The organism is Leclercia sp. S52, assembly GCF_039727615.1.
Classification (GTDB): domain Bacteria; phylum Pseudomonadota; class Gammaproteobacteria; order Enterobacterales; family Enterobacteriaceae; genus Enterobacter; species Enterobacter adecarboxylatus_B.
Genome location: NZ_CP152474.1, coordinates 4448125 through 4474195, shown reverse-complemented (window position 1 = coordinate 4474195; position 26071 = coordinate 4448125). Strand labels below are relative to the sequence as shown.

Sequence of the window (26071 nt, the reverse complement as noted above, 5' to 3'; positions counted from 1 at the left end):
CTGGAGACTAGCAATGGGTCAGAAAGTACATCCTAATGGTATTCGCCTGGGTATTGTAAAACCATGGAACTCAACCTGGTTTGCGAACACCAAAGAATTCGCTGACAACCTGGACAGCGATTTTAAAGTACGTCAGTACCTGACTAAGGAACTGGCTAAAGCGTCTGTATCTCGTATCGTTATCGAGCGTCCAGCTAAGAGCATCCGTGTGACCATTCACACTGCTCGTCCTGGCATCGTAATCGGTAAGAAAGGCGAAGACGTAGAAAAACTGCGCAAGGTCGTAGCGGATATCGCTGGCGTTCCTGCACAGATCAATATCGCTGAAGTTCGTAAGCCTGAACTGGACGCTAAATTGGTTGCTGACAGCATCACTTCACAGCTGGAACGTCGTGTTATGTTCCGTCGTGCTATGAAGCGTGCTGTACAGAACGCAATGCGTCTGGGCGCTAAAGGTATCAAAGTTGAAGTTAGCGGCCGTCTGGGCGGCGCGGAAATCGCACGTACCGAATGGTACCGCGAAGGTCGCGTACCGCTGCACACTCTGCGTGCTGACATCGACTACAACACCTCTGAAGCGCACACCACTTACGGTGTAATCGGCGTTAAGGTATGGATCTTCAAAGGTGAGATCCTGGGTGGTATGGCTGCTGTTGAACAACCGGAAAAACCGGCTGCGCAACCTAAAAAGCAGCAGCGTAAAGGCCGTAAATAAGGAGCGTCGCTGATGTTACAACCAAAGCGTACAAAATTCCGTAAAGTGCACAAAGGCCGCAACCGTGGTCTGGCGCAAGGTACGGATGTTAGCTTCGGCACTTTCGGTCTGAAAGCTGTTGGCCGTGGTCGTCTGACTGCACGTCAGATCGAAGCAGCACGTCGTGCTATGACCCGTGCAGTTAAGCGTCAAGGTAAAATTTGGATCCGTGTATTCCCGGACAAACCAATTACCGAGAAGCCGCTGGAAGTTCGTATGGGTAAAGGTAAAGGTAACGTGGAGTACTGGGTTGCCTTGATCCAACCGGGCAAAGTCCTGTATGAAATGGACGGTGTTCCGGAAGAGCTGGCCCGTGAAGCCTTCGGCCTGGCAGCAGCGAAACTGCCTATCAAAACCACCTTTGTAACTAAGACGGTGATGTAATGAAAGCAAATGAGCTGCGTGAAAAAAGCGTAGAAGAGCTGAACGCTGAGCTGCTGAACCTGCTGCGTGAGCAGTTCAACCTGCGTATGCAGGCTGCAAGTGGCCAGCTGCAACAGACCCACCTGCTGAAGCAAGTGCGTCGTGATGTTGCACGCGTTAAGACTTTACTGACTCAGAAGGCGGGTGCGTAATGACCGATAAAATCCGTACTCTGCAAGGTCGTGTTGTTAGCGACAAAATGGAGAAATCCATCGTTGTAGCTATCGAACGTATTGTGAAACACCCGATCTACGGTAAATTCATCAAGCGTACGACCAAACTGCACGTACATGACGAGAACAACGAATGTGGTATCGGCGACAAGGTTGAAATCCGTGAATGCCGTCCACTGTCCAAGACTAAGTCCTGGACGCTGGTTCGCGTTGTAGAGAAAGCGGTTCTGTAATAGAGTAGCCTTCTCGATACGAATAAACGGCTCAGCAATGGGCCGTTTATTTTTTCTACCCATATTGCAGAAGCGGTGTTATAATGCCGCGCCCTCGATATGGGGCTTTTTAACGGCTCTGATTTTAGAGTCTCAGGTAGTAGTTGACATTAGCGGAGCACTGAAATGATCCAAGAACAGACTATGCTGAACGTCGCCGACAACTCCGGTGCACGTCGCGTAATGTGTATCAAGGTTCTGGGTGGCTCGCACCGTCGCTACGCAGGCGTAGGCGACATCATCAAGATCACCATCAAGGAAGCAATTCCACGTGGTAAGGTCAAAAAAGGTGATGTGCTGAAAGCGGTAGTGGTGCGCACCAGGAAGGGTGTTCGTCGCCCTGACGGTTCTGTCATTCGCTTCGATGGTAATGCATGCGTTATTTTAAACAATAACAGCGAGCAGCCTATCGGCACGCGTATCTTTGGGCCGGTAACTCGTGAACTTCGTACTGAAAAGTTCATGAAAATTATCTCTCTGGCACCAGAAGTACTCTAAGGAGCGAATCATGGCAGCGAAAATCCGTCGTGATGACGAAGTTATCGTGTTAACCGGTAAAGATAAAGGTAAACGCGGTAAAGTAAAAAATGTTCTGTCTTCCGGCAAACTCGTCGTTGAAGGTATCAACCTGGTCAAGAAACATCAGAAGCCGGTTCCGGCCCTGAACCAGCCAGGTGGCATCGTTGAAAAAGAAGCTGCTATTCAGGTTTCTAACGTTGCAATCTTCAATGCGGCAACCGGCAAGGCTGACCGTGTAGGCTTTAGATTCGAAGACGGCAAAAAAAGTCCGTTTCTTCAAGTCTAACAGCGAAACTATCAAGTAATTTGGAGTAGTACGATGGCGAAACTGCATGATTACTACAAAGACGAAGTAGTTAACAAACTCATGACTGAGTTTAACTACAATTCTGTCATGCAAGTCCCTCGGGTCGAGAAGATCACCCTGAACATGGGTGTTGGTGAAGCGATCGCTGACAAGAAACTGCTGGATAACGCAGCAGCTGATCTGACAGCAATCTCCGGTCAAAAACCGCTGATCACCAAAGCACGCAAATCTGTTGCAGGCTTCAAAATCCGTCAGGGCTATCCGATCGGCTGTAAAGTAACTCTGCGTGGCGAACGCATGTGGGAGTTCCTTGAGCGCCTGATCTCTATTGCTGTTCCACGTATCCGTGACTTCCGTGGCCTGTCCGCTAAGTCTTTCGACGGTCGTGGTAACTACAGCATGGGTGTCCGTGAGCAGATCATCTTCCCAGAGATCGACTACGATAAAGTCGACCGCGTGCGTGGTTTGGATATTACCATTACCACTACTGCGAACTCTGACGAAGAAGGCCGCGCTCTGCTGGCTGCGTTTGACTTCCCGTTCCGCAAGTAAGGTAGGGTTACTGAATGGCTAAGCAATCAATGAAAGCACGCGAAGTAAAGCGCGTAGCTTTAGCTGATAAATTCTTCGCTAAACGCGCTGAACTGAAAGCGATCATTTCTGATGTGAACGCTTCCGACGAAGATCGTTGGAATGCTGTTCTCAAGCTGCAGTCTCTGCCGCGTGATTCCAGCCCGTCTCGTCAGCGTAACCGCTGTCGTCAAACAGGTCGTCCACATGGTTTCGTGGGCAAGTTCGGGTTGAGCCGTATCAAACTGCGTGAAGCCGCCATGCGCGGTGAAGTACCAGGCTTGAAAAAGGCTAGCTGGTAATTACCAATTGAATCACGGGAGTAAAGACAGATGAGCATGCAAGATCCGATCGCGGATATGCTGACCCGTATCCGTAACGGTCAGGCCGCGAACAAAGTTGCGGTCACCATGCCTTCCGCCAAGCTGAAAGTGGCAATTGCCAACGTGCTGAAGGAAGAAGGTTTTATCGAAGATTTTAAAGTTGAAGGCGACACCAAGCCGGAACTGGAACTTACTCTCAAGTATTTCCAGGGTAAAGCTGTTGTAGAAAGCATTCAGCGTGTCAGCCGCCCAGGCCTGCGCATCTATAAGAAAAAAGATGAGCTGCCAAAAGTTATGGCCGGCATGGGTATCGCAGTTGTTTCTACCTCTAAAGGTGTTATGACTGATCGTGCAGCGCGCCAAGCTGGTCTTGGTGGCGAAATTATCTGCTACGTAGCCTAATCGGAGGAAAAAATGTCTCGTGTTGCTAAAGCACCGGTCGTTATTCCTGCCGGCGTTGATGTAAAAATCGACGGTCAGGTTATTACGATCAAAGGTAAAAATGGCGAGCTGACTCGTACCCTCAACGATGCTGTTGAAGTTAATCATGTAGACAACGCTCTGACCTTCGGCCCACGTACTGGTTACGTTGATGGCTGGGCTCAGGCTGGTACCGCGCGTGCCCTGCTGAACTCAATGGTTGTTGGTGTTACCGAAGGCTTCACTAAAAAGCTTCAACTGGTTGGTGTAGGTTACCGTGCAGCGATCAAAGGGAATGCAGTAGGCCTGTCTCTGGGCTTCTCACACCCTGTTGAGCATCCGCTGCCTGCCGGTATCACTGCAGAATGCCCGACTCAGACTGAAATCGTGCTGAAAGGCGCTGATAAACAGCTGATCGGTCAGGTTGCAGCAGATCTGCGCGCCTACCGTCGTCCTGAGCCTTACAAAGGCAAGGGTGTTCGTTACGCCGACGAAGTCGTGCGTACCAAAGAGGCTAAGAAGAAGTAAGGTAACACTATGGATAAGAAATCTGCTCGTATCCGTCGTGCGACCCGCGCACGCCGCAAGCTCAAAGAGCTGGGTGCAACTCGCCTGGTGGTACATCGTACCCCGCGTCATATTTACGCACAGGTAATTGCACCAAACGGTTCTGAAGTTCTGGTAGCTGCTTCTACTGTAGAAAAAGCTATTACTGAACAATTGAAGTACACCGGTAACAAAGACGCCGCTGCAGCTGTAGGTAAAGCTGTTGCTGAACGCGCTCTGGAAAAAGGCATCACAGTTGTGTCCTTTGACCGTTCCGGGTTCCAATATCATGGTCGTGTCCAGGCACTGGCAGATGCTGCCCGTGAAGCTGGCCTTCAGTTCTAAGGTAGAGGTGTAAGATGGCTCACATCGAAAAACAGGCTGGCGAACTGCAGGAAAAGCTGATCGCGGTTAACCGCGTATCTAAAACCGTTAAAGGTGGTCGTATTTTCTCCTTCACAGCTCTGACTGTTGTTGGTGATGGTAATGGTCGCGTTGGTTTTGGTTACGGTAAAGCGCGTGAAGTTCCAGCAGCGATCCAGAAAGCGATGGAAAAAGCCCGTCGCAATATGATTAACGTCGCGCTGAACCACGGCACCCTGCAGCACCCTGTTAAGGGTACTCACACGGGTTCTCGTGTCTTCATGCAGCCAGCTTCCGAAGGTACCGGTATCATCGCCGGTGGTGCAATGCGCGCCGTTCTGGAAGTTGCTGGAGTTCATAACGTTCTGGCCAAAGCATATGGTTCCACCAACCCGATCAACGTGGTTCGTGCAACTATTGATGGCCTGGAAAATATGAAATCTCCAGAAATGGTCGCTGCCAAGCGTGGTAAATCCGTTGAAGAAATTCTGGGGTAATTGACCATGGCAAAGACTATTAAAATTACACAAACCCGCAGTGCAATCGGACGTCTGCCGAAACACAAGGCAACGCTGCTTGGCCTGGGTCTGCGTCGTATTGGTCATACCGTTGAGCGCGAGGATACTCCTGCTGTTCGTGGTATGGTCAACGCGGTTTACTTCATGGTTAAAGTTGAGGAGTAAGAGATGCGTTTAAATACTCTGTCTCCGGCCGAAGGCTCTAAAAAGGCGGGTAAACGCCTGGGTCGTGGTATCGGTTCTGGCCTCGGCAAAACCGGTGGTCGTGGTCACAAAGGTCAGAACTCTCGTTCTGGCGGTGGCGTACGTCGCGGTTTCGAGGGTGGCCAAATGCCACTGTACCGTCGTCTGCCGAAGTTCGGCTTCACCTCTCGCAAATCAGCGATCACAGCCGAAGTTCGTCTGTCTGACCTGGCGAAAGTTGAAGGCGGCGTTGTAGACCTGAACACGCTGAAAGCAGCAAACATTATCGGTATCCAGATCGAGTTCGCGAAAGTGATCCTGGCTGGTGAAGTTTCTACTCCGGTAACTGTTCGTGGCCTGCGTGTTACTAAAGGTGCTCGTGCTGCTATCGAAGCTGCTGGCGGTAAAATCGAGGAATAAGTAGCAGATGGCTAAACAACCGGGATTAGATTTTCAAAGTGCCAAAGGTGGCTTAGGCGAGCTGAAACGCAGACTGTTGTTTGTAATCGGTGCGCTTATTGTGTTCCGTATTGGCTCTTTCATTCCGATCCCTGGTATTGATGCCGCTGTACTTGCCAAACTGCTTGAGCAACAGCGAGGCACCATCATTGAAATGTTTAACATGTTCTCTGGTGGTGCTCTCAGCCGTGCTTCAATCTTTGCTCTGGGTATCATGCCGTACATTTCGGCATCGATCATTATCCAGCTGCTGACGGTCGTTCATCCGACCCTGGCAGAACTGAAGAAAGAAGGGGAGTCTGGTCGTCGTAAGATCAGCCAGTACACCCGTTACGGCACTCTGGTGCTGGCAATATTCCAGTCGATCGGTATTGCTACCGGTCTACCGAATATGCCTGGTATGCAGGGCCTGGTTATTAACCCAGGCTTTGCATTCTATTTCACCGCTGTTGTAAGTCTGGTCTCAGGAACCATGTTCCTGATGTGGCTCGGCGAACAAATTACTGAACGTGGTATCGGCAACGGTATTTCGATCATTATTTTCGCCGGTATTGTTGCGGGACTCCCGCCAGCCATTGCCCATACGATCGAGCAAGCGCGTCAAGGCGACCTGCACTTCCTCCTGTTGCTGTTGGTTGCAGTATTAGTATTTGCAGTGACGTTCTTTGTTATCTTCGTTGAACGTGGTCAACGCCGCATTGTGGTAAACTACGCGAAACGTCAGCAAGGTCGTCGTGTCTATGCTGCACAGAGCACACATTTACCGCTGAAAGTGAACATGGCAGGGGTAATCCCGGCGATCTTCGCTTCCAGTATTATTCTGTTCCCGGCGACCATCGCGTCATGGTTCGGGGGCGGGACTGGTTGGAACTGGCTGACAACAATTTCGCTGTATTTGCAGCCTGGGCAACCACTTTATGTGTTACTCTATGCGTCTGCGATCATCTTCTTCTGTTTCTTCTACACGGCGTTGGTCTTCAACCCGCGTGAAACAGCAGATAACCTGAAGAAGTCCGGTGCATTTGTACCAGGAATTCGTCCGGGAGAGCAAACGGCGAAGTATATCGATAAAGTAATGACTCGCCTGACTTTGGTTGGTGCGCTTTATATTACTTTTATCTGCCTGATCCCGGAGTTCATGCGTGATGCAATGAAAGTACCGTTCTACTTCGGTGGGACTTCACTGCTTATCGTTGTTGTCGTCATTATGGACTTTATGGCTCAAGTGCAAACTCTGATGATGTCTAGTCAGTACGAGTCTGCATTGAAGAAGGCGAACCTGAAAGGCTACGGCCGCTAACAGGGCGCCCGAGAAGTTACGGAGAGTAAAAATGAAAGTTCGTGCTTCCGTCAAGAAATTATGCCGTAACTGCAAAATCGTTAAGCGTGATGGTGTCATCCGTGTGATTTGCAGTGCCGAGCCGAAGCATAAACAGCGCCAAGGCTGATTATTTCGCATATTTTTCTTGCAAAGTTGGGTTGAGCTGGCTAGATTAGCCAGCCAATCTTTTGTATGTCTGTACGTTTCCATTTGAGTATCCTGAAAACGGGCTTTTCAGCATGGTGCGTACATATTAAATAGTAGGAGTGCATAGTGGCCCGTATAGCAGGCATTAACATTCCTGATCAGAAACATGCTGTGATCGCATTAACTTCGATCTACGGCGTCGGCAAGACCCGTTCCAAAGCCATTCTGGCTGCAGCGGGTATCGCTGAAGATGTTAAGATCAGTGAGCTGTCTGAAGAACAAATCGACACGCTGCGTGACGAAGTTGCCAAATTTGTCGTTGAAGGTGATCTGCGCCGTGAAGTTAGCATGAGCATCAAGCGCCTTATGGATCTTGGTTGCTATCGCGGTTTGCGTCATCGTCGTGGTCTCCCGGTTCGCGGCCAGCGTACCAAGACCAACGCACGTACCCGTAAGGGTCCGCGCAAACCGATCAAGAAATAATCGGGGTGATTGAATAATGGCAAAGGCACCAGTTCGTGCACGTAAGCGTGTAAGAAAACAAGTCTCTGACGGCGTGGCTCATATCCATGCTTCTTTCAACAACACCATCGTTACTATTACTGATCGTCAGGGTAACGCACTGGGTTGGGCAACAGCCGGTGGTTCCGGTTTCCGTGGTTCACGCAAATCAACTCCGTTCGCAGCTCAGGTTGCAGCAGAGCGTTGCGCTGAAGCCGTAAAAGAATACGGCATCAAGAATCTGGAAGTTATGGTAAAAGGTCCGGGTCCGGGTCGCGAATCTACTGTTCGTGCTCTGAACGCCGCTGGTTTCCGCATCACTAATATTACTGATGTGACTCCGATCCCTCATAACGGTTGTCGTCCGCCGAAAAAACGTCGCGTATAACGCGTTCGTTTCTAGGATTGTTGGAGATAGAAAATGGCAAGATATTTGGGTCCTAAGCTCAAGCTGAGCCGTCGTGAGGGCACCGACTTATTCCTTAAGTCTGGCGTTCGCGCGATCGATACCAAGTGTAAAATTGAACAAGCTCCTGGCCAGCACGGTGCGCGTAAACCGCGTCTGTCTGACTATGGTGTGCAGTTGCGTGAAAAGCAGAAAGTTCGCCGTATGTACGGTGTGCTGGAGCGTCAGTTCCGTAACTACTATAAAGAAGCAGCACGTCTGAAAGGCAACACCGGTGAAAACCTGTTGGCTCTGCTGGAAGGTCGTCTGGACAACGTTGTATACCGTATGGGCTTTGGCGCCACTCGTGCTGAAGCACGTCAGATGGTTAGCCATAAAGCAATCATGGTAAACGGTCGTGTTGTTAACATCGCTTCTTATCAGGTTAAAGCGAATGACGTTGTTAGCATTCGTGAGAAAGCGAAAAAGCAATCTCGCGTGAAAGCCGCTCTGGAGCTGGCTGAGCAGCGTGAAAAGCCAACCTGGCTGGAAGTTGATGCTGGCAAGATGGAAGGTACGTTCAAGCGTCAGCCGGAACGTTCTGATCTGTCTGCGGACATTAACGAACACCTGATCGTCGAGCTTTACTCCAAGTAAAGCTTAGTACCAAAGAGAGGACACAATGCAGGGTTCTGTGACAGAGTTTCTAAAACCGCGCCTGGTAGATATCGAGCAAGTGAGTTCGACGCACGCCAAGGTGACCCTTGAGCCTTTAGAGCGTGGCTTTGGCCATACTCTGGGTAACGCACTGCGCCGTATTCTGCTCTCATCGATGCCGGGTTGCGCGGTGACCGAGGTTGAGATTGATGGTGTACTTCATGAGTACAGCACCAAAGAAGGCGTTCAGGAAGATATCCTTGAAATCCTGCTCAACCTGAAAGGGCTGGCGGTGAGAGTTCAGGGTAAAGATGAAGTTATTCTTACTCTGAATAAATCTGGCATTGGCCCTGTGACTGCAGCCGATATCACCCACGACGGTGATGTCGAAATCGTCAAGCCGCAGCACGTGATCTGCCACCTGACCGATGAGAACGCAGCTATTAGCATGCGTATCAAAGTTCAGCGCGGTCGTGGTTATGTGCCGGCTTCTGCCCGAATTCATTCGGAAGAAGATGAGCGCCCAATCGGCCGTCTGCTGGTCGACGCATGCTACAGCCCTGTAGAGCGTATTGCCTACAATGTTGAAGCAGCGCGTGTAGAACAGCGTACCGACCTGGACAAGCTGGTCATCGAAATGGAAACCAATGGCACAATCGATCCTGAAGAGGCGATTCGTCGTGCGGCAACCATCCTGGCAGAACAACTGGAAGCTTTCGTTGACTTACGTGATGTACGTCAGCCGGAAGTGAAAGAAGAGAAACCAGAATTCGATCCGATCCTGCTGCGCCCTGTTGACGATCTGGAATTGACTGTCCGCTCTGCTAACTGCCTCAAGGCAGAAGCTATCCACTATATCGGTGATCTGGTACAGCGTACCGAGGTTGAGTTGCTGAAAACGCCGAACCTGGGTAAAAAATCTCTTACCGAGATTAAAGACGTGCTGGCTTCACGTGGTCTGTCTCTGGGCATGCGCCTGGAAAACTGGCCACCGGCAAGCATTGCTGACGAGTAACCGGATCACAGGTTAAGGTTTTACTGAGAAGGATAAGGTCATGCGCCATCGTAAGAGTGGTCGTCAACTGAACCGCAACAGCAGCCATCGCCAGGCTATGTTCCGCAACATGGCAGGTTCACTGGTTCGTCATGAAATCATCAAGACGACCCTGCCTAAAGCGAAAGAGCTGCGTCGCGTAGTTGAGCCGCTGATTACTCTTGCCAAGACTGACAGCGTTGCTAATCGTCGTCTGGCATTCGCCCGTACTCGTGATAACGAGATCGTGGCAAAACTGTTTAACGAACTGGGCCCGCGTTTCGCGAGCCGTGCCGGTGGTTACACTCGCATTCTGAAGTGTGGTTTCCGTGCAGGCGACAACGCGCCGATGGCTTACATCGAGCTGGTTGATCGTTCAGAGAAAGCAGAAGCTGCTGCAGAGTAATCTGTAGTAACGTAAAAAAACCCGCTCCGGCGGGTTTTTTTATATCTGCAGAATCCCCACTTTCCTACAATAGTCATATTCTTTTCATTTCCTGCGGAGTTTTGCTATGTGGTTACTTGACCAGTGGGCAGAACGACACATTCTTGATGCCCAACGCCAGGGTGAGTTTGATGATCTGCCCGGAAGTGGCCGCCCGCTGATACTGGACGATGATTCACATGTTCCTGCTGAGCTGCGAGCAGGCTATCGGATGTTGAAAAATGCAGGTTGCCTGCCGCCAGAACTTGAGCAGCGTAAAGAGGCAGTTGAGCTTGCCCATTTACTCTCTACGGTCAGGCAAGGTTCTGCCGAGCACACGGATTACAACCGTCGTCTTGCACTTCTTGAGCTTAAGCTTCGACAGGCGGGCGTAAGCACAGAATTCCTGCATGGAGACTACGTTGACCGACTGGCGCAAAAAATAAATGAGGACTAGCAATGTATCGTATTGGTGAGCTTGCCAAGTTGGCTGATGTTACGCCTGATACCATTCGTTATTACGAAAAGCAGCAGATGATGGAGCATGAGGTTCGCACTGAAGGTGGCTTTCGGCTGTATACCGATAAAGATCTTCAGCGTCTGAAATTTATTCGCCATGCCCGACAGCTGGGGTTTACACTTGAATCGATCCGCGAACTGCTGTCGATCCGCATCGATCCTGAGCACCATACCTGCCAGGAATCAAAAAGCATTGTGCAGGCGAGGCTGAGTGAAGTCGAAGCGCGTATTGAAGAGTTACAAACGATGCGTCTGTCTCTGCAGCGGCTGAACGATGCCTGCTGTGGCACTGCGCACAGCAGCGTTTACTGCTCCATTCTTGAAACCCTCGAACAAGGGGCAAATGGAGGATCGCGCGGCTGTTGATTTTATTGCCAACGGCTTCTGCACTTGCGTCGATTTATTATATACCGGAGAAATTATGAGTCATTATCAGCACAAGAAAGGTCAAATCAACGATAACGCTATCGAAGCATTATTACATGATCCTTTATTCAGGCAGCGGATTGAGAAGAATAAGAAAGGGAAAGGAAGTTATCTGCGTAAAACTAAACATGCAAAGCGGGGTAACTGGGAGGCCAGTGGCAAGCAAGCAAATCGCTTTCTTACCACTGGCCTTCTTGCTTTCAGAGCCTTACAAAGTGCGGCTGTTCTGCGCTTTCAGTAAGTCACGAATTTCTGTCAGCAACACTTCTTCTTTCGATGGGGCTGCCGGCGCAGCCGGTTCTTCTTTTTTCTTACGGTTCAATCTGTTGATGAGCTTAATAGCCATGAAGATGGCGAAAGCAACAATCACAAAATCAAATACGTTCTGAATAAACACGCCATAGTGCATGACTACCGCAGGAACATCACCTTGTGCTTCCCGCAGGGTTATAGCGAACTGTTTGAAATCAATCCCGCCAATTAACAATCCGAGCGGGGGCATGATGATATCGGCAACCAGTGATGAAACGATCTTACCAAACGCTGCACCAATAATTACACCCACAGCTAAATCCACTACATTTCCGCGCATCGCAAATTCGCGAAACTCTTTAATAAAACTCATTTTGTTCTCCTTGTGCCAGCTGACAGATACAAGTTTAACAAATCATTAGCCGATTGCCATTGAAGAGAGACATGCGTCACAGAAATATAACCCTTACATATTATTGGGTTAAAAAGGAAAGGTGCTGATAGCAGCACCTTTCAGGTATTACAGGAAGAAAGGACTTGGCTGGAACAGGCGTTCGACGTCAGTAATAAACTTTTTATCTGTCAGGAACATGATGACGTGATCGCCCTGCTCGATGCGCAGATTATCGTTGGCAATCATCACATCATTACCCCTTACTACCGCGCCAATGATGGTTCCCGGCGGGAGCTTAATCTCGTCAATGGTTCGTCCCACTACGCGAGACGTGCTCTCATCACCATGAGCCACGGCTTCGATAGCCTCTGCAACTCCACGACGCAGGGAAGACACCCCCACGATATCCGCTTTACGCACATGGCTTAGCAGCGCAGAAATAGTGGCCTGTTGCGGGGAAATCGCAATATCGATAACGCTTCCCTGCACCAGATCGACATAGGCTTTGCGCTGGATAAGCACCATCACCTTCTTCGCACCCATCCGTTTAGCCAGCATCGCTGACATGATGTTGGCTTCGTCGTCGTTGGTCACCGCAATGAAAAGATCGACTTGATCGATATGCTCTTCGGCAAGCAGCTCCTGATCCGATGCATCGCCATAGAAAACGATCGTATTCTGCAGTTTTTCTGCCAGCTCAGAAGCACGCTGTTGATCCCGTTCGATCAATTTAACGCTGTAATCTTTTTCCAGCTGGCGAGCCAGACCGGCACCGATATTACCGCCCCCGACCAGCATGATACGTTTATAGGGTTTCTCCAGTCGCTGAAGTTCACTCATTACCGCACGAATATGCTGCGATGCGGCGATAAAGAAGACTTCATCCCCGGCTTCGACAATGGTGGAGCCTTGCGGCCGGATAGGGCGATCATGACGGAAAATCGCGGCGACGCGGGTATCGATATGCGGCATATGTTCACGCATGGTGGAGAGCGCATTACCAATTAGCGGACCACCATAATAGGCTTTTACCACCGCAAGGCTGACTTTGCCTTCCGCGAAATTCACCACCTGCAGCGCACCCGGGTATTCGATCAGCCGGTAGATGCTGTCGATAACCAGCTGTTCTGGTGCGATTAAATGGTCGATAGGCACCGCATCGGAATTAAACAACTTATCGGCATCGCGCACATAATCGGGGGAACGGATACGCGCGATGCGATTCGGGGTGTTGAATAATGAATAGGCGACCTGACAGGCAACCATATTGGTTTCATCTGAACTGGTGACAGCAACCAGCATATCGGCATCATCAGCACCGGCTTCACGCAACACCCGCGGATGAGAGCCATGCCCCTGAACCACGCGCAGATCGAATTTATCCTGCAGACCACGCAGACGATCGCCATTGGTATCAACGATAGTGATGTCGTTATTCTCACCGACCAGGTTTTCTGCCAGCGTACCGCCTACCTGTCCCGCGCCCAGAATGATAATCTTCATATCTTGTGACCCGTTATCAACATCACTCTTTGATTAGCTTAGCGTAAAAGAAGCCGTCGCCTTCTTCTGCCCCAGGCAGGTTTTGTTTGCCGGGCTGCTCTGGTGTACCGGTCAGATGCAGACGGGCATCAGGCGTACGCTTCAGGAACGCCGCGATCTGCTGACTGTTCTCTTCTGGCAGTACGGAACAGGTTGCATAAACCAGCGTGCCGCCTGTTTTCAGATGTGGCCAGATGGCATCAAGGATCTCTGACTGCAGCTGCGCCAGCTCATTAATATCCCGGTCGCGGCGTAGCCATTTAATATCCGGATGACGGCGGATCACGCCGGTAGCAGAGCATGGGGCGTCCAGTAAAATACGATCGAACCGTTCATCTCCACACCACTTAGCAGGTGTGCGCCCGTCGCCCTGCTTAACCTCGGCCTTCATGCCCAGACGTTTAAGGTTATCGTAGACACGAGAAAGACGCTGCTCGTCAACGTCGACGGCCATCACGCTTGCCTGCGGCGCGACTTCCAGAATATGCGTGGTCTTACCGCCAGGCGCGGCGCACAGATCGAGAATACGCTCGCCATTTTGCGGTTCAAGCCAGGTCATGCAACCCTGGGCAGAGGCATCCTGAACGGTAACCCAGCCTTGTTCAAATCCAGGAAGAGCATGTACCGGGGCCGGTGCGGCCAGACGCACCGCATCGCTATAATCCGGATGCGGGAATCCGCTCATCCCGGCTTCTTCCAGCAGCGCCAGCCAGGCGTCGCGGGAGTGGTGGTTGCGGTTGACGCGTAACCACATTGGCGGCCGCTGGTTATTGGCTTCAACCAGCGCTTCCCACTGCTGAGGGTAGGCCTTTTGAAGTCGTTTTAATAACCAGTCAGGATGCAGGAAACGTTTTTCTGTGCGCGCAAATTCGGCAAGTAACTCTTCCTGTTGGCGCTGAAACTGGCGTAATACGCCGTTAATCAGCCCCTTAAGCTGCGGACGCTTTACCGCAACCGCGCCTTCCACGGTCTCAGCCAGTGCGGCATGAGGCGGAATACGGGTATGCAGTAACTGATAGAAGCCGACCATGATCAGATAGTGAAGCACACGCTGTTTGCCCGCCATCGGGCGCGCCATCAGTTTGCCGATCAGCCACTCCAGCTGGGGGAGCGTGCGCAGGACGCCAAAGCACAGCTCCTGAAGCAGTGCCTTGTCTTTATCGGAAACTTTCAGCTGTAACGGTGGCAGGACATTGCTCAGTGATTGGCCCTGTTCGACCACTTGCTCAATCGCCTGTGCTGCCAGGCTGCGTAAATTTTGTTTTTTCATAACCGCAAAAATAAAAATGCCCGGAAACACCGGGCCTTAAATGGAGATGATCTCAGGCGAGACTATTGCCAGGCGTAAACCATTCACGGCGTGAGTTCAGAAGGTCCTGCGCGCTCATGGCTTTTTTACCTGCAGGTTGTAAGGATTCCAGATTGAGGATCCCTTCAACAGTGGCGACCTGAATACCCTGCTTACTGGCTTCGATAATTGTTCCGGGCGCGGCGTTTGCCTGTCCGACAATAACCGAGGCCTGCCAGACTTTCACCGGCTGCCCGTCTATCTCCAGCCAACTCATTGGCCAGGGATTAAATGCCCGGATGCAACGTTCAAGCTGGACTGCGGGAAGTGACCAGTCGAGGCGGGCCTCTTCTTTGCTGAGCTTTTCGGCATAGGTCACCAGAGCTTCATCCTGAACTTCAGGCTGAGCACGATTATCTGCCAGCTGTTGCAGCGTATCGATAAGACCTTTAGGCCCAAGCTCCGCCAGTTTGTCATACAGCGTGGCGCTGGTGTCTTCGGCAGTAATGGGGCAAGCGAGCTTATAAAGCATGTCGCCGGTATCCAGACCCACGTCCATCTGCATGATCGTCACGCCAGTGTCGGTATCTCCGGCCCACAATGAACGTTGTATTGGCGCCGCCCCGCGCCAGCGCGGAAGCAGTGAACCGTGGACATTAATGCAACCCAGGCGTGGCATATCAAGCACCGCTTTAGGCAGGATGAGGCCATATGCCACAACCACCATGACATCCGCATTTAAATCAGCGACCAGCTGCTGGTTTTCCTGCGGCCGTAACGAAGCAGGCTGAAACACCGGTAAGCCGTGCTCTTCTGCCAGCACTTTAACCGGGCTCGGCATCAATTTTTTACCACGGCCTGCCGGACGATCGGGCTGGGTAAAAACGCCAACAACCTGATGGCCAGACGACAACAGCGCGTCCAGATGACGCGCTGCGAAGTCAGGTGTTCCTGCGAAGATGATACGTAGTGATGTAGACACGTTATTCCTTGTATCCGGGGTCACGTTATGCGCGAGCGCGCATGCGATCCAGTTTCTCTACTTTCTGACGAATACGCTGCTGTTTCAGTGGTGAGAGGTAATCGATAAACAGTTTACCGACCAGATGATCCATCTCGTGCTGAATACAGATTGCCAGCAGGTCGTCTGCTTCCAGTTCGAACGGCTTACCGTCGCGATCGAGCGCGCGGATTTTCACTTTCTCTGCACGAGGAACCAGTGCACGCTGCTCAGGAATAGAGAGACAGCCTTCTTCGATTCCGGTTTCGCCGCTTTTTTCCAGTAACTCCGGGTTAATTAATACCAGGCGTCCTTCACGGTTTTCGGAAACGTCGATTACGATAATGCGCTGATGAATATCAACCTGCGTCGCCGCAAGACCGATGCCTTCTTCGGCGTACATCGTATCGAACATATCATCAACGATACGTTGAATTTCTGCATTCACTTCTTTAACCGGCTCGGCGACTTTGCGAAGGCGCTCGTCCGGGATATGTAACACTTGCAAAACTGCCATATTTTTCCAGAGTCGTGTTCAGGAGTTGATAAGAATATACCCTCTATTCTAGACAAAACCCCCTCTGATTGACAGCATCAGTGACCAATCGCAAAGATTGCTATAGCGGCTTGTGGCAGGGGAAAGGATGACATCCACAGAGATATGGTTACGCCTGATAAGCATTGGAGAATTGTACGGCGACAAGATGGTGGCAATAGCGCAGCACTTGCAGCGCGAACCCCAGATTGATGCCGCTGTGCTGGCAGGAATGGGGCTGACCCAAAAGCAAAAGGCGCGGTTCTTTTCATTTTCGCCGCGTGAAATTGAGCGCAGCATGGCGTGGCTGGCTGAGCCGGGTCATCACTTGATAAGTGCAGACAGTGCCCTGTACCCAGCTCAGCTACGCGCCATTGCGGATTACCCGGGCGCTTTGTTTGTCAGAGGGGATGTGCAGATGCTGTCGAGTCTACAGTTGGCCGTCGTTGGCAGCCGTTCCCACTCCTGGTACGGGGAGCGGTGGGGAACGCTCCTTTGCGAGCAGTTAGCCCAGGCGGGCCTGACGATTACCAGCGGCCTGGCGTGTGGGATTGATGGGATTGCGCATCGCGCCGCGCTCGCCGTTAAGGGAAAAAGCGTAGCGGTTTTGGGAAATGGCTTATCCGAGATCTATCCCCGCCGTCATACCTCGCTGGCCACGCGTCTTGTTGAGAGCGGCGGCGCCGTCGTTTCGGAGTTTCCTCTCGCTACGCCTCCCTGGCCCGGTAATTTCCCCCGGCGCAATCGCATCATTAGCGGCCTCAGTCAGGGAGTGTTCGTTATAGAGGCCCTGATAAGAAGCGGTTCACTCGTTACCGCGAAATGCGCACTTGAACAGGGACGCGAAGTCTTTGCGCTGCCAGGCGCGATAGGAAACCCTGGATGTGAGGGGCCGCACTGGTTAATTAAGCAAGGCGCCACGCCAGTGACCGCGGCAGAAGATATTCTGGAAAGTTTACGATATGGCCTTAACTGGCTGCCTGCGGACCCCGAAAATTGGGTTTATTCATCAGATCAGGAGCAGGTAGCATTGCCATTTCCTGAGCTCCTGGCTAACGTAGGAGATGAGGTAACACCTGTTGACGTTGTCGCTGAACGTGCCGGCCAACCTGTGCCAGTAACGGTAGCACAGCTACTCGAACTGGAGTTAGCAGGATGGATCGCAGCTGTACCCGGCGGCTATGTCCGATTAAGGAGGGCAAGCCATGTTCGACGTACTCATGTATTTGTTTGAGACTTACATCCATAACGAAGCTGAAGCACGCGTGGATCAGGACAAACTTACACGCGATCTCACCGATGCAGGTTTCGAACGGGAAGATATTTACAACGCGTTAATATGGCTCGAAAAACTGGCTGATTATCAGGAAGGCCTCGCCGAACCGATGCAGTTAGCTTCCGATCCGCTGTCTGTACGCATCTATACGGCTGAAGAGTGTGAAAGGCTGGATGCCAGTTGCCGGGGATTTGTTTTATTCCTGGAGCAGATTCAGGTGCTGAACCTCGAAACGAGAGAAATGGTGATAGAGCGCGTTATGGCGCTGGATACGGCAGAATTTGAGCTGGAAGATCTGAAGTGGGTCATCCTGATGGTTCTGTTTAACATTCCAGGCTGTGAAAATGCCTATCAGCAAATGGAAGAATTACTCTTTGAAGTGAATGAAGGTATGCTGCATTAATTCATGATGCAGCACCAAGAGTTGTTATGGCCAAATCAGCACTATTTACGGTGCATAAAAATGATCCCTGCCCGCAGTGCGGGGCAGAGCTTGTTATCCGGTCCGGTAAACACGGGCCGTTTCTCGGTTGTTCACACTATCCAGACTGTGATTATGTCCGTCCCCTGAAAAGCCAGGCGGACGGCCATATTGTTAAAGTTCTGGAGGGACAGGCATGCCCGCAATGTGGCGGCGATCTGGCGCTGCGTCAGGGCCGTTTTGGCATGTTTATCGGCTGCAGCCGCTATCCTGAATGTGATCACACCGAACAGATTGATAAACCCGATGAAACAGCCCTGGCCTGTCCGCAGTGCGACAGCGGCCATCTTGTTCAACGGCGTTCACGTTATGGTAAGACATTCCACTCCTGCGATCGTTATCCTGAATGTCAGTTCGTTACCAATTTCAAACCGGTGGCGGGGAGCTGTCCTGAGTGCCACTACCCGCTACTTATCGAGAAGAAAACGGCGCAAGGCATGAAGCGTTTTTGCGCCAGTAAACAATGTGGAAAGCCGATCTCGGCGGATCAAAAAAAGTGAATAATAACCTGCAATCAGGCTCCATCGCGCATGCGGTGGACGTACTGAATAAAGAAGACGTCATCGCTTATCCAACAGAAGCTGTTTTTGGGGTGGGATGCGATCCCGACAGCGAGGTCGCCGTAACGCGCCTGTTAACACTCAAGCAGAGACCGGTTGAAAAAGGGCTGATTCTCATCGCTGCCAGTTTCGAACAGCTTAAACCTTATATTGATGATTCCATGTTGACGTCAGCGCAACGTGAAACCATTTTTGCGGCCTGGCCGGGTCCTGTGACCTTTGTGTTCCCGGCGCTGCCGACAACACCGCGGTGGCTGACGGGACGATTTGATTCACTCGCCGTTCGTGTGACAGACCATCCATTGGTCATCGAACTCTGTAATCGTTTTGGCAAACCGCTGGTCTCTACCAGTGCCAATCTCACGGGTTTGCCTCCTTGCCGCACCTCAGAAGAGGTATTAACGCAGTTCGGTGACGATTTCCCGGTGGTTATCGGTGAGACCGGTGGCCGCCTGAATCCGTCAGAAATTCGTGATGCTTTGACCGGCGAACGTTTTCGCCAGGGGTAATCAGATGGAAGCGTACGCCGTTTTTGGTAATCCAATCGCCCACAGCAAGTCGCCGTTTATTCATCAGCAGTTTGCGCAGCAGCTGAACATCGAGCACCCTTATGGACGCGTGCTTGCGCCTGTCGATGCCTTTGTGACGACGCTGGACAGCTTTTTTGCTGGTGGCGGTAAAGGGGCGAACGTCACAGTGCCTTTTAAAGAAGAGGCATTCGAGCGCGCCGATGAGTTAACGGAGCGTGCGTCCCTCGCGGGAGCGGTGAACACCCTTAAACGGCTTGAAGATGGCCGGATTCTGGGAGACAACACGGACGGTATCGGCTTACTGAGCGATCTGGAACGGCTGTCATTTATCAAACCTGGTGCGCGTATCCTGCTGATCGGTGCGGGTGGTGCGTCGCGTGGGGTGATTCTGCCGCTGCTCTCTCTGGATTGCGCAGTGACCATAACGAATCGTACTTATTCCCGCGCGGTAGAACTGGCCACCCTTTTTGCCCATACCGGGAGCATTCATGCGGCTGCTATGGACGACCTGAGCGGACATGAGTTTGACCTGATCATTAATGCGACCTCAAGCGGTATAGCCGGCGACGTTCCCGCTATTCCCTCTTCATTAATTAATGCGCAGGTTCACTGCTATGACATGTTTTACCAGAAAGGCAAAACGCCTTTTCTGAACTGGTGTGAACAGCAAGGCGCAAAATATCTTGCTGATGGGTTGGGAATGCTGGTGGGGCAGGCCGCACACGCCGTAATGCTATGGCACGGTGTATTGCCGGCAGTTGAACCGGTTATTGAAAAGCTAAAACTGGAATTGTCTGCATGAATCAGGCAATCCAGTTCCCGGATCGGGAAACGTGGGACGACGAAAAGCTGGCCGTCTGTTTTCCCGCTCTGGTGAATGGCATGCAAATGATGTGTGCGATTAAAGGGGCAACGCTGGTGCGGCGTTTTGGCGAGGGCCTGCCGCTCAATATCTTTCGTGAACATCGCTGGGATCTTGAAGAAGAAGCCAGCGATGCGATCCGCGATGGTGACGAGGACGATCAGGGGTGGTTCTGGCTCTCCTGATCCAGATAATCATTCTTCCATTTAACGTAGTTATTGGCTGAATACTTCAGACCTTCCTTTTCCGCTTCCGTCAGGGGGGCGGATCTGTTTGACCGGACTTCCTAAATAGAGAAAGCCACTTTCCAGCCGCTTGTTTTGCGGAACCAGACTCCCGGCACCAATCATCACCTCATCTTCTATTACTGCACCATCCAACAAAATCGATCCCATACCCACCAGAACGCGATTGCCGATCGTGCAGCCGTGCAACATGACTTTGTGGCCGACAGTGACTTCTTCGCCAACGATCAGTGGATTGCCTTCGGGGTTATAAGAGGATTTATGGGTGACATGCAGCACGCTGCCATCCTGAATATTGGTGCGTGCGCCGATGGAGACATAGTTAACATCCCCGCGAATGGCGACCAGGGGCCAGATACTGACGTCATCACCCATTCGGACATCGCCAATGACCACGCTACTGCTGTCGATCATGACGCGATCGCCTTGTTTGGGGGGAAAGATCTTTATAGGGACGGAGTACTGCAGACATATCAACCTCGACTGATGTGCTTTTTACAGAAGACTTTGATCCTATTGTTCAGCTTGATCAAGGGGGAATTTCGTCATTATTTAAGCAGATTGGGTGGGATTTCGGCGAAAAGAACGAAAAAAGAACAGTCAGCAGAAAAGATCGAAAAAATGCTTGTGCTAAAAACTGGGATCCCTATAATGCGCCTCCATCGACACGGCAGATGTGAATCACTTCACACAAACAGCCGGGCCGGTTGAAGAGAAAAGCGTGAAATAATCGCTTGACTCTGAAAGAGGAAAGCGTAATATACGCCACCTCGCAACGGTGAGCGAAAGCCGCGTTGCACTGCTCTTTAACAATTTATCAGACAATCTGTGTGGGCACTCAAAGTGACATGGATTCTTAATGTCTTCGGACAATAAATGAATACCAAAGTCTCTGAGTGAACATACGTAATTCATTACGAAGTTTAATTCACGAGCATCAAACTTAAATTGAAGAGTTTGATCATGGCTCAGATTGAACGCTGGCGGCAGGCCTAACACATGCAAGTCGGGCGGTAGCACAGAAGAGCTTGCTCTTCGGGTGACGAGCGGCGGACGGGTGAGTAATGTCTGGGAAACTGCCTGATGGAGGGGGGATAACTACTGGAAACGGTAGCTAATACCGCATAACGTCGCAAGACCAAAGAGGGGGACCTTAGGGCCTCTTGCCATCAGATGTGCCCAGATGGGATTAGCTAGTAGGTGGGGTAACGGCTCACCTAGGCGACGATCCCTAGCTGGTCTGAGAGGATGACCAGCCACACTGGAACTGAGACACGGTCCAGACTCCTACGGGAGGCAGCAGTGGGGAATATTGCACAATGGGCGCAAGCCTGATGCAGCCATGCCGCGTGTATGAAGAAGGCCTTCGGGTTGTAAAGTACTTTCAGCGGGGAGGAAGGCGATAAGGTTAATAACCTTGTCGATTGACGTTACCCGCAGAAGAAGCACCGGCTAACTCCGTGCCAGCAGCCGCGGTAATACGGAGGGTGCAAGCGTTAATCGGAATTACTGGGCGTAAAGCGCACGCAGGCGGTCTGTCAAGTCGGATGTGAAATCCCCGGGCTCAACCTGGGAACTGCATTCGAAACTGGCAGGCTAGAGTCTTGTAGAGGGGGGGTAGAATTCCAGGTGTAGCGGTGAAATGCGTAGAGATCTGGAGGAATACCGGTGGCGAAGGCGGCCCCCTGGACAAAGACTGACGCTCAGGTGCGAAAGCGTGGGGAGCAAACAGGATTAGATACCCTGGTAGTCCACGCCGTAAACGATGTCGACTTGGAGGTTGTTCCCTTGAGGAGTGGCTTCCGGAGCTAACGCGTTAAGTCGACCGCCTGGGGAGTACGGCCGCAAGGTTAAAACTCAAATGAATTGACGGGGGGCCCGCACAAGCGGTGGAGCATGTGGTTTAATTCGATGCAACGCGAAGAACCTTACCTACTCTTGACATCCAGAGAACTTAGCAGAGATGCTTTGGTGCCTTCGGGAACTCTGAGACAGGTGCTGCATGGCTGTCGTCAGCTCGTGTTGTGAAATGTTGGGTTAAGTCCCGCAACGAGCGCAACCCTTATCCTTTGTTGCCAGCGGTCCGGCCGGGAACTCAAAGGAGACTGCCAGTGATAAACTGGAGGAAGGTGGGGATGACGTCAAGTCATCATGGCCCTTACGAGTAGGGCTACACACGTGCTACAATGGCGCATACAAAGAGAAGCGACCTCGCGAGAGCAAGCGGACCTCATAAAGTGCGTCGTAGTCCGGATTGGAGTCTGCAACTCGACTCCATGAAGTCGGAATCGCTAGTAATCGTAGATCAGAATGCTACGGTGAATACGTTCCCGGGCCTTGTACACACCGCCCGTCACACCATGGGAGTGGGTTGCAAAAGAAGTAGGTAGCTTAACCTTCGGGAGGGCGCTTACCACTTTGTGATTCATGACTGGGGTGAAGTCGTAACAAGGTAACCGTAGGGGAACCTGCGGTTGGATCACCTCCTTACCTTAAAGAACCTGCCTTTGTAGTGCTCACACAGATTGTCTGATGAAAAGTAACGAGCAAGACGGCTGCGAAGTCGTGACACATCGTGTCCCCTTCGTCTAGCGGTTAGGACTCCGCCCTTTCACGGCGGCAACAGGGGTTCGAATCCCCTAGGGGACGCCACTTGCTGGGTGTGAGTGAAAGGCACAACCAATCAGTATCTCAAAACTCATCTTCGGGTGATGTTTGAGATATTTGCTCTTTAAAAATCTGGATCAAGCTGAAAATTGAAACGACACGCCGTGTCTGTTCTCCGTAATAAGAGCAGATAAGCGGTGTGTTGGAGTCTCTCAAATTTTCGCAATCAGAAGTGAAACATCTTCGGGTTGTGAGGTTAAGCGACCAAGCGTACACGGTGGATGCCTAGGCAGTCAGAGGCGATGAAGGACGTGCTAATCTGCGATAAGCGTCGGTAAGGTGATATGAACCGTTATAACCGACGATTTCCGAATGGGGAAACCCAGTGCAATCCGTTGCACTATCGTTAAGTGAATACATAGCTTAACGAAGCGAACCAGGGGAACTGAAACATCTAAGTACCCTGAGGAAAAGAAATCAACCGAGATTCCCCCAGTAGCGGCGAGCGAACGGGGAACAGCCCAGAGTCTGAATCAGCATGTGTGTCAGTGGAAGCGTCTGGAAAGTCGCAGGGTACAGGGTGATACTCCCGTACACGAAGATACACCTGCTGTGAACTCGAAGAGTAGGGCGGGACACGTGGTATCCTGTCTGAATATGGGGGGGACCATCCTCCAAGGCTAAATACTCCTGACTGACCGATAGTGAACCAGTACCGTGAGGGAAAGGCGAAAAGAACCCCGGCGAGGGGAGTGAAAAAGAACCTGAAACCGTGTACGTACAAGCAGTGGGAGCACCTTCGTGGTGTGACTGCGTACCTTTTGTATAATGGGTCAGCGACTTATATTCTGTAGCAAGGTTAACCGTATAGGGGGAGCCGAAGGGAAACCGAGTCTTAACTGGGCGTTAAGTTGCAGGGTATAGACCCGAAACCCGGTGATCTAGCCATGGGCAGGTTGAAGGTTGGGTAACACTAACTGGAGGACCGAACCGACTAATGTTGAAAAATTAGCGGATGACTTGTGGCTGGGGGTGAAAGGCCAATCAAACCGGGAGATAGCTGGTTCTCCCCGAAAGCTATTTAGGTAGCGCCTCGTGAATTCATCTCCGGGGGTAGAGCACTGTTTCGGCTAGGGGGCCATCCCGGCTTACCAACCCGATGCAAACTGCGAATACCGGAGAATGTTATCACGGGAGACACACGGCGGGTGCTAACGTCCGTCGTGAAGAGGGAAACAACCCAGACCGCCAGCTAAGGTCCCAAAGTCATGGTTAAGTGGGAAACGATGTGGGAAGGCACAGACAGCCAGGATGTTGGCTTAGAAGCAGCCATCATTTAAAGAAAGCGTAATAGCTCACTGGTCGAGTCGGCCTGCGCGGAAGATGTAACGGGGCTAAACCATGCACCGAAGCTGCGGCAGCGACACTATGTGTTGTTGGGTAGGGGAGCGTTCTGTAAGCCGTCGAAGGTGGACTGTGAGGTCTGCTGGAGGTATCAGAAGTGCGAATGCTGACATAAGTAACGATAAAGCGGGTGAAAAGCCCGCTCGCCGGAAGACCAAGGGTTCCTGTCCAACGTTAATCGGGGCAGGGTGAGTCGACCCCTAAGGCGAGGCCGAAAGGCGTAGTCGATGGGAAACAGGTTAATATTCCTGTACTCGGTGTTACTGCGAAGGGGGGGACGGAGAAGGCTATGTTGGCCGGGCGACGGTTGTCCCGGTTTAAGCATGTAGGCGGAGGTTCCAGGTAAATCCGGTACCTTTTCAACGCTGAGGTGTGATGACGAGGCACTACGGTGCTGAAGCAACAAATGCCCTGCTTCCAGGAAAAGCCTCTAAGCATCAGGTAACATCAAATCGTACCCCAAACCGACACAGGTGGTCAGGTAGAGAATACCAAGGCGCTTGAGAGAACTCGGGTGAAGGAACTAGGCAAAATGGTGCCGTAACTTCGGGAGAAGGCACGCTGATATGTAGGTGAAGCCCCTGCGGGTGGAGCTGAAATCAGTCGAAGATACCAGCTGGCTGCAACTGTTTATTAAAAACACAGCACTGTGCAAACACGAAAGTGGACGTATACGGTGTGACGCCTGCCCGGTGCCGGAAGGTTAATTGATGGGGTTAGCGGCAACGCGAAGCTCTTGATCGAAGCCCCGGTAAACGGCGGCCGTAACTATAACGGTCCTAAGGTAGCGAAATTCCTTGTCGGGTAAGTTCCGACCTGCACGAATGGCGTAATGATGGCCAGGCTGTCTCCACCCGAGACTCAGTGAAATTGAAATCGCTGTGAAGATGCAGTGTACCCGCGGCAAGACGGAAAGACCCCGTGAACCTTTACTATAGCTTGACACTGAACACTGGTCCTTGATGTGTAGGATAGGTGGGAGGCTTTGAAGCGTGGACGCCAGTCTGCGTGGAGCCAACCTTGAAATACCACCCTTTAATGGCTGGTGTTCTAACGTGGACCCGTTACCCGGGTTGCGGACAGTGTCTGGTGGGTAGTTTGACTGGGGCGGTCTCCTCCTAAAGAGTAACGGAGGAGCACGAAGGTTAGCTAATCCTGGTCGGACATCAGGAGGTTAGTGCAATGGCATAAGCTAGCTTGACTGCGAGAGTGACGGCTCGAGCAGGTGCGAAAGCAGGTCATAGTGATCCGGTGGTTCTGTATGGAAGGGCCATCGCTCAACGGATAAAAGGTACTCCGGGGATAACAGGCTGATACCGCCCAAGAGTTCATATCGACGGCGGTGTTTGGCACCTCGATGTCGGCTCATCACATCCTGGGGCTGAAGTAGGTCCCAAGGGTACGGCTGTTCGCCGTTTAAAGTGGTACGCGAGCTGGGTTTAGAACGTCGTGAGACAGTTCGGTCCCTATCTGCCGTGGGCGCTGGAGAATTGAGGGGGGGCTGCTCCTAGTACGAGAGGACCGGAGTGGACGCATCACTGGTGTTCGGGTTGTCATGCCAATGGCACTGCCCGGTAGCTAAATGCGGAAGAGATAAGTGCTGAAAGCATCTAAGCACGAAACTTGCCCCGAGATGAGTTCTCCCTGAGCCTTTAAGGCTCCTGAAGGAACGTTGAAGACGACGACGTTGATAGGTCGGGTGTGTAAGCGCAGCGATGCGTTGAGCTAACCGATACTAATGAACCGTGAGGCTTAACCTTACAACGCCGAAGCTGTTTCGGCGGATTTGAGACGATTTTCAGCTGAACCAGATTAATCACTGCGCCCGAGGGCGGGGTGAACAACAGAATTT

At 51.6% G+C, this 26071-nt stretch carries 34 protein-coding genes, 1 tRNA gene, 2 rRNA genes and 2 pseudogenes; 33 read left to right on the top strand and 6 right to left on the bottom strand.

Annotation, left to right across the window (positions count from 1 at the left end; all coding sequences use genetic code 11):
* Nucleotides 1-13 precede the first annotated feature (13 nt).
* From rpsC to AAHB66_RS21395, 24 genes and pseudogenes are all read left to right on the top strand, one after another.
* Complete coding sequence (gene rpsC / locus AAHB66_RS21510; protein ID WP_000529945.1) at nt 14-715, top strand: 30S ribosomal protein S3; 702 nt, start codon at nt 14-16, stop codon at nt 713-715.
* Between the two features lie 12 nt (nt 716-727).
* On the top strand, nt 728-1138 hold the full coding sequence (rplP, locus tag AAHB66_RS21505; RefSeq protein ID WP_002919759.1) for a 50S ribosomal protein L16: 411 nt from the start codon (nt 728-730) through the stop codon (nt 1136-1138).
* A complete protein-coding gene (gene rpmC / locus AAHB66_RS21500; RefSeq protein ID WP_032614707.1) occupies nt 1138-1329 on the top strand; it encodes a 50S ribosomal protein L29 in 192 nt (63 codons plus the stop codon). The genes rplP and rpmC overlap by 1 nt, the downstream gene beginning before the upstream one ends.
* Entirely contained in the window at nt 1329-1583 is a 255-nt protein-coding gene (gene rpsQ, locus AAHB66_RS21495) for a 30S ribosomal protein S17 (RefSeq protein ID WP_008503489.1), read from the top strand. Before rpmC ends, rpsQ begins: the two co-directional genes overlap by 1 nt.
* A 165-nt stretch (nt 1584-1748) precedes the next feature.
* Nucleotides 1749-2120: a 50S ribosomal protein L14 gene (gene rplN / locus AAHB66_RS21490; RefSeq protein ID WP_004160583.1), complete on the top strand. Its 372-nt coding sequence runs from the start codon at nt 1749-1751 to the stop codon at nt 2118-2120.
* A gap of 10 nt (nt 2121-2130) precedes the next feature.
* Nucleotides 2131-2446 (top strand): annotated as a pseudogene (rplX, locus tag AAHB66_RS21485) (50S ribosomal protein L24).
* A 14-nt stretch (nt 2447-2460) separates the two neighbouring features.
* A complete protein-coding gene (gene rplE, locus AAHB66_RS21480; protein ID WP_032614703.1) occupies nt 2461-3000 on the top strand; it encodes a 50S ribosomal protein L5 in 540 nt (179 codons plus the stop codon).
* A gap of 14 nt (nt 3001-3014) precedes the next feature.
* Complete coding sequence (gene rpsN, locus AAHB66_RS21475; RefSeq protein WP_032614701.1) at nt 3015-3320, top strand: 30S ribosomal protein S14; 306 nt, start codon at nt 3015-3017, stop codon at nt 3318-3320.
* A gap of 30 nt (nt 3321-3350) precedes the next feature.
* Nucleotides 3351-3743, top strand: a complete 393-nt coding sequence (gene rpsH / locus AAHB66_RS21470) for a 30S ribosomal protein S8 (protein WP_032614699.1) — start codon at nt 3351-3353, stop codon at nt 3741-3743.
* Nucleotides 3744-3755: 12 nt separating this feature from the next.
* Complete coding sequence (gene rplF / locus AAHB66_RS21465) at nt 3756-4289, top strand: 50S ribosomal protein L6 (protein WP_347114467.1); 534 nt, start codon at nt 3756-3758, stop codon at nt 4287-4289.
* A 9-nt stretch (nt 4290-4298) separates the two neighbouring features.
* Nucleotides 4299-4652 carry a 50S ribosomal protein L18 gene (gene rplR, locus AAHB66_RS21460; RefSeq protein WP_032614694.1) on the top strand — a complete coding sequence of 118 codons (354 nt, stop codon included), beginning with the start codon at nt 4299-4301 and terminating at the stop codon, nt 4650-4652.
* 14 nt (nt 4653-4666) lie between these two features.
* Nucleotides 4667-5167: a 30S ribosomal protein S5 gene (gene rpsE / locus AAHB66_RS21455; protein ID WP_007369821.1), complete on the top strand. Its 501-nt coding sequence runs from the start codon at nt 4667-4669 to the stop codon at nt 5165-5167.
* A 6-nt stretch (nt 5168-5173) separates the two neighbouring features.
* Nucleotides 5174-5353, top strand: coding sequence for a 50S ribosomal protein L30 (gene rpmD, locus AAHB66_RS21450; protein ID WP_003863301.1), 180 nt, complete (start codon nt 5174-5176; stop codon nt 5351-5353).
* Between the two features lie 3 nt (nt 5354-5356).
* Nucleotides 5357-5791, top strand: a complete 435-nt coding sequence (gene rplO / locus AAHB66_RS21445; protein ID WP_032614692.1) for a 50S ribosomal protein L15 — start codon at nt 5357-5359, stop codon at nt 5789-5791.
* Between the two features lie 7 nt (nt 5792-5798).
* The gene (secY, locus tag AAHB66_RS21440; protein ID WP_039032064.1) at nt 5799-7130 is read left to right on the top strand and encodes a preprotein translocase subunit SecY; all 1332 of its coding nucleotides are present in this window, start codon (nt 5799-5801) and stop codon (nt 7128-7130) included.
* 31 nt (nt 7131-7161) lie between these two features.
* Nucleotides 7162-7278, top strand: a complete 117-nt coding sequence (gene rpmJ, locus AAHB66_RS21435) for a 50S ribosomal protein L36 (protein ID WP_000868187.1) — start codon at nt 7162-7164, stop codon at nt 7276-7278.
* A gap of 146 nt (nt 7279-7424) precedes the next feature.
* Nucleotides 7425-7781, top strand: coding sequence for a 30S ribosomal protein S13 (gene rpsM / locus AAHB66_RS21430; protein WP_003031135.1), 357 nt, complete (start codon nt 7425-7427; stop codon nt 7779-7781).
* A gap of 16 nt (nt 7782-7797) precedes the next feature.
* Entirely contained in the window at nt 7798-8187 is a 390-nt protein-coding gene (gene rpsK, locus AAHB66_RS21425; protein WP_003863312.1) for a 30S ribosomal protein S11, read from the top strand.
* 33 nt (nt 8188-8220) lie between these two features.
* On the top strand, nt 8221-8841 hold the full coding sequence (rpsD, locus tag AAHB66_RS21420) for a 30S ribosomal protein S4 (RefSeq protein ID WP_032614687.1): 621 nt from the start codon (nt 8221-8223) through the stop codon (nt 8839-8841).
* Nucleotides 8842-8866: 25 nt separating this feature from the next.
* On the top strand, nt 8867-9856 hold the full coding sequence (gene rpoA / locus AAHB66_RS21415) for a DNA-directed RNA polymerase subunit alpha (protein ID WP_002919219.1): 990 nt from the start codon (nt 8867-8869) through the stop codon (nt 9854-9856).
* 40 nt (nt 9857-9896) lie between these two features.
* Nucleotides 9897-10280, top strand: a complete 384-nt coding sequence (gene rplQ, locus AAHB66_RS21410; RefSeq protein ID WP_001216368.1) for a 50S ribosomal protein L17 — start codon at nt 9897-9899, stop codon at nt 10278-10280.
* Between the two features lie 106 nt (nt 10281-10386).
* Nucleotides 10387-10755, top strand: a complete 369-nt coding sequence (locus AAHB66_RS21405) for a DUF1992 domain-containing protein (protein WP_347114456.1) — start codon at nt 10387-10389, stop codon at nt 10753-10755.
* A 2-nt stretch (nt 10756-10757) separates the two neighbouring features.
* Nucleotides 10758-11183, top strand: coding sequence for a Zn(2+)-responsive transcriptional regulator (zntR, locus tag AAHB66_RS21400; protein ID WP_347114455.1), 426 nt, complete (start codon nt 10758-10760; stop codon nt 11181-11183).
* A 55-nt stretch (nt 11184-11238) separates the two neighbouring features.
* A complete protein-coding gene (locus AAHB66_RS21395; protein WP_347116540.1) occupies nt 11239-11484 on the top strand; it encodes an alternative ribosome-rescue factor A in 246 nt (81 codons plus the stop codon).
* Here the strand turns inward: AAHB66_RS21395 and mscL are convergent.
* From mscL to def, 5 genes are all read right to left on the bottom strand, one after another.
* Nucleotides 11452-11868: a large-conductance mechanosensitive channel protein MscL gene (mscL, locus tag AAHB66_RS21390; RefSeq protein ID WP_347114453.1), complete on the bottom strand. Its 417-nt coding sequence runs from the start codon at nt 11866-11868 to the stop codon at nt 11452-11454. The two genes, AAHB66_RS21395 and mscL, sit on opposite strands and share 33 nt — an antisense overlap.
* A 147-nt stretch (nt 11869-12015) precedes the next feature.
* Nucleotides 12016-13392: a Trk system potassium transporter TrkA gene (trkA, locus tag AAHB66_RS21385; protein WP_142487325.1), complete on the bottom strand. Its 1377-nt coding sequence runs from the start codon at nt 13390-13392 to the stop codon at nt 12016-12018.
* A 22-nt stretch (nt 13393-13414) separates the two neighbouring features.
* On the bottom strand, nt 13415-14701 hold the full coding sequence (rsmB, locus tag AAHB66_RS21380; RefSeq protein WP_347114452.1) for a 16S rRNA (cytosine(967)-C(5))-methyltransferase RsmB: 1287 nt from the start codon (nt 14699-14701) through the stop codon (nt 13415-13417).
* 52 nt (nt 14702-14753) lie between these two features.
* Nucleotides 14754-15701, bottom strand: a complete 948-nt coding sequence (gene fmt / locus AAHB66_RS21375) for a methionyl-tRNA formyltransferase (protein WP_347114451.1) — start codon at nt 15699-15701, stop codon at nt 14754-14756.
* A 25-nt stretch (nt 15702-15726) separates the two neighbouring features.
* Entirely contained in the window at nt 15727-16236 is a 510-nt protein-coding gene (def, locus tag AAHB66_RS21370; protein ID WP_142487322.1) for a peptide deformylase, read from the bottom strand.
* A 127-nt stretch (nt 16237-16363) separates the two neighbouring features.
* On the opposite strand from def, the gene dprA reads away from it, so the two are divergent.
* The 6 genes from dprA to AAHB66_RS21340 are packed head-to-tail and all read left to right on the top strand — an operon-like array spanning nt 16364 to nt 20148.
* Entirely contained in the window at nt 16364-17488 is a 1125-nt protein-coding gene (gene dprA, locus AAHB66_RS21365; protein ID WP_347114450.1) for a DNA-protecting protein DprA, read from the top strand.
* Nucleotides 17460-17933, top strand: a complete 474-nt coding sequence (gene smg, locus AAHB66_RS21360) for a DUF494 family protein Smg (protein WP_032614670.1) — start codon at nt 17460-17462, stop codon at nt 17931-17933. The genes dprA and smg overlap by 29 nt, the downstream gene beginning before the upstream one ends.
* Before the next feature lie 26 nt (nt 17934-17959).
* Nucleotides 17960-18511 carry a topoisomerase DNA-binding C4 zinc finger domain-containing protein gene (locus AAHB66_RS21355; RefSeq protein ID WP_347114448.1) on the top strand — a complete coding sequence of 184 codons (552 nt, stop codon included), beginning with the start codon at nt 17960-17962 and terminating at the stop codon, nt 18509-18511.
* Nucleotides 18508-19080 carry an L-threonylcarbamoyladenylate synthase type 1 TsaC gene (gene tsaC / locus AAHB66_RS21350; RefSeq protein WP_347116539.1) on the top strand — a complete coding sequence of 191 codons (573 nt, stop codon included), beginning with the start codon at nt 18508-18510 and terminating at the stop codon, nt 19078-19080. Before AAHB66_RS21355 ends, tsaC begins: the two co-directional genes overlap by 4 nt.
* Nucleotides 19081-19084: 4 nt before the next feature.
* On the top strand, nt 19085-19903 hold the full coding sequence (aroE, locus tag AAHB66_RS21345) for a shikimate dehydrogenase (RefSeq protein ID WP_347114447.1): 819 nt from the start codon (nt 19085-19087) through the stop codon (nt 19901-19903).
* On the top strand, nt 19900-20148 hold the full coding sequence (locus AAHB66_RS21340; protein ID WP_347114445.1) for a DUF1488 domain-containing protein: 249 nt from the start codon (nt 19900-19902) through the stop codon (nt 20146-20148). Before aroE ends, AAHB66_RS21340 begins: the two co-directional genes overlap by 4 nt.
* Here the strand turns inward: AAHB66_RS21340 and AAHB66_RS21335 are convergent.
* Nucleotides 20124-20680: pseudogene (locus tag AAHB66_RS21335) on the bottom strand (gamma carbonic anhydrase family protein). The gene AAHB66_RS21340 and the pseudogene AAHB66_RS21335 sit on opposite strands and share 25 nt — an antisense overlap.
* 473 nt (nt 20681-21153) lie before the next feature.
* Here AAHB66_RS21335 and AAHB66_RS21330 point away from each other — a divergent pair.
* The 3 genes from AAHB66_RS21330 (at nt 21154) to AAHB66_RS21320 (ending at nt 25979) form a co-directional block, all read left to right on the top strand.
* A 16S ribosomal RNA gene (locus AAHB66_RS21330) occupies nt 21154-22698 on the top strand.
* A gap of 87 nt (nt 22699-22785) precedes the next feature.
* A tRNA-Glu gene (locus tag AAHB66_RS21325) sits at nt 22786-22860 on the top strand.
* 209 nt (nt 22861-23069) lie between these two features.
* Nucleotides 23070-25979: ribosomal RNA gene (locus tag AAHB66_RS21320) — 23S ribosomal RNA — on the top strand.
* Together the 16S and 23S rRNA genes with 1 tRNA gene alongside form the textbook arrangement of a ribosomal RNA operon.
* Nucleotides 25980-26071: the final 92 nt, after the last annotated feature.

Excerpts from the sequence above, each read along its gene's own strand:
- rpsC (WP_000529945.1), top strand. The coding sequence starts at position 14 with ATGGGTCAGAAAGTACATCCTAATGGTATTCGCCTGGGTATTGTAAAA.
- rplP (WP_002919759.1), top strand. The coding sequence starts at position 728 with ATGTTACAACCAAAGCGTACAAAATTCCGTAAAGTGCACAAAGGCCGC.
- rpmC (WP_032614707.1), top strand. The coding sequence starts at position 1,138 with ATGAAAGCAAATGAGCTGCGTGAAAAAAGCGTAGAAGAGCTGAACGCT.
- rpsQ (WP_008503489.1), top strand. The coding sequence starts at position 1,329 with ATGACCGATAAAATCCGTACTCTGCAAGGTCGTGTTGTTAGCGACAAA.
- rplN (WP_004160583.1), top strand. The coding sequence starts at position 1,749 with ATGATCCAAGAACAGACTATGCTGAACGTCGCCGACAACTCCGGTGCA.
- rplE (WP_032614703.1), top strand. The coding sequence starts at position 2,461 with ATGGCGAAACTGCATGATTACTACAAAGACGAAGTAGTTAACAAACTC.
- rpsN (WP_032614701.1), top strand. The coding sequence starts at position 3,015 with ATGGCTAAGCAATCAATGAAAGCACGCGAAGTAAAGCGCGTAGCTTTA.
- rpsH (WP_032614699.1), top strand. The coding sequence starts at position 3,351 with ATGAGCATGCAAGATCCGATCGCGGATATGCTGACCCGTATCCGTAAC.
- rplF (WP_347114467.1), top strand. The coding sequence starts at position 3,756 with ATGTCTCGTGTTGCTAAAGCACCGGTCGTTATTCCTGCCGGCGTTGAT.
- rplR (WP_032614694.1), top strand. The coding sequence starts at position 4,299 with ATGGATAAGAAATCTGCTCGTATCCGTCGTGCGACCCGCGCACGCCGC.
- rpsE (WP_007369821.1), top strand. The coding sequence starts at position 4,667 with ATGGCTCACATCGAAAAACAGGCTGGCGAACTGCAGGAAAAGCTGATC.
- rpmD (WP_003863301.1), top strand. The coding sequence starts at position 5,174 with ATGGCAAAGACTATTAAAATTACACAAACCCGCAGTGCAATCGGACGT.
- rplO (WP_032614692.1), top strand. The coding sequence starts at position 5,357 with ATGCGTTTAAATACTCTGTCTCCGGCCGAAGGCTCTAAAAAGGCGGGT.
- secY (WP_039032064.1), top strand. The coding sequence starts at position 5,799 with ATGGCTAAACAACCGGGATTAGATTTTCAAAGTGCCAAAGGTGGCTTA.
- rpmJ (WP_000868187.1), top strand. The coding sequence starts at position 7,162 with ATGAAAGTTCGTGCTTCCGTCAAGAAATTATGCCGTAACTGCAAAATC.
- rpsK (WP_003863312.1), top strand. The coding sequence starts at position 7,798 with ATGGCAAAGGCACCAGTTCGTGCACGTAAGCGTGTAAGAAAACAAGTC.
- rpsD (WP_032614687.1), top strand. The coding sequence starts at position 8,221 with ATGGCAAGATATTTGGGTCCTAAGCTCAAGCTGAGCCGTCGTGAGGGC.
- rpoA (WP_002919219.1), top strand. The coding sequence starts at position 8,867 with ATGCAGGGTTCTGTGACAGAGTTTCTAAAACCGCGCCTGGTAGATATC.
- rplQ (WP_001216368.1), top strand. The coding sequence starts at position 9,897 with ATGCGCCATCGTAAGAGTGGTCGTCAACTGAACCGCAACAGCAGCCAT.
- AAHB66_RS21405 (WP_347114456.1), top strand. The coding sequence starts at position 10,387 with ATGTGGTTACTTGACCAGTGGGCAGAACGACACATTCTTGATGCCCAA.
- zntR (WP_347114455.1), top strand. The coding sequence starts at position 10,758 with ATGTATCGTATTGGTGAGCTTGCCAAGTTGGCTGATGTTACGCCTGAT.
- AAHB66_RS21395 (WP_347116540.1), top strand. The coding sequence starts at position 11,239 with ATGAGTCATTATCAGCACAAGAAAGGTCAAATCAACGATAACGCTATC.
- mscL (WP_347114453.1), bottom strand. The coding sequence starts at position 11,868 with ATGAGTTTTATTAAAGAGTTTCGCGAATTTGCGATGCGCGGAAATGTA.
- trkA (WP_142487325.1), bottom strand. The coding sequence starts at position 13,392 with ATGAAGATTATCATTCTGGGCGCGGGACAGGTAGGCGGTACGCTGGCA.
- rsmB (WP_347114452.1), bottom strand. The coding sequence starts at position 14,701 with ATGAAAAAACAAAATTTACGCAGCCTGGCAGCACAGGCGATTGAGCAA.
- def (WP_142487322.1), bottom strand. The coding sequence starts at position 16,236 with ATGGCAGTTTTGCAAGTGTTACATATCCCGGACGAGCGCCTTCGCAAA.
- dprA (WP_347114450.1), top strand. The coding sequence starts at position 16,364 with ATGACATCCACAGAGATATGGTTACGCCTGATAAGCATTGGAGAATTG.
- smg (WP_032614670.1), top strand. The coding sequence starts at position 17,460 with ATGTTCGACGTACTCATGTATTTGTTTGAGACTTACATCCATAACGAA.
- AAHB66_RS21355 (WP_347114448.1), top strand. The coding sequence starts at position 17,960 with ATGGCCAAATCAGCACTATTTACGGTGCATAAAAATGATCCCTGCCCG.
- aroE (WP_347114447.1), top strand. The coding sequence starts at position 19,085 with ATGGAAGCGTACGCCGTTTTTGGTAATCCAATCGCCCACAGCAAGTCG.
- AAHB66_RS21340 (WP_347114445.1), top strand. The coding sequence starts at position 19,900 with ATGAATCAGGCAATCCAGTTCCCGGATCGGGAAACGTGGGACGACGAA.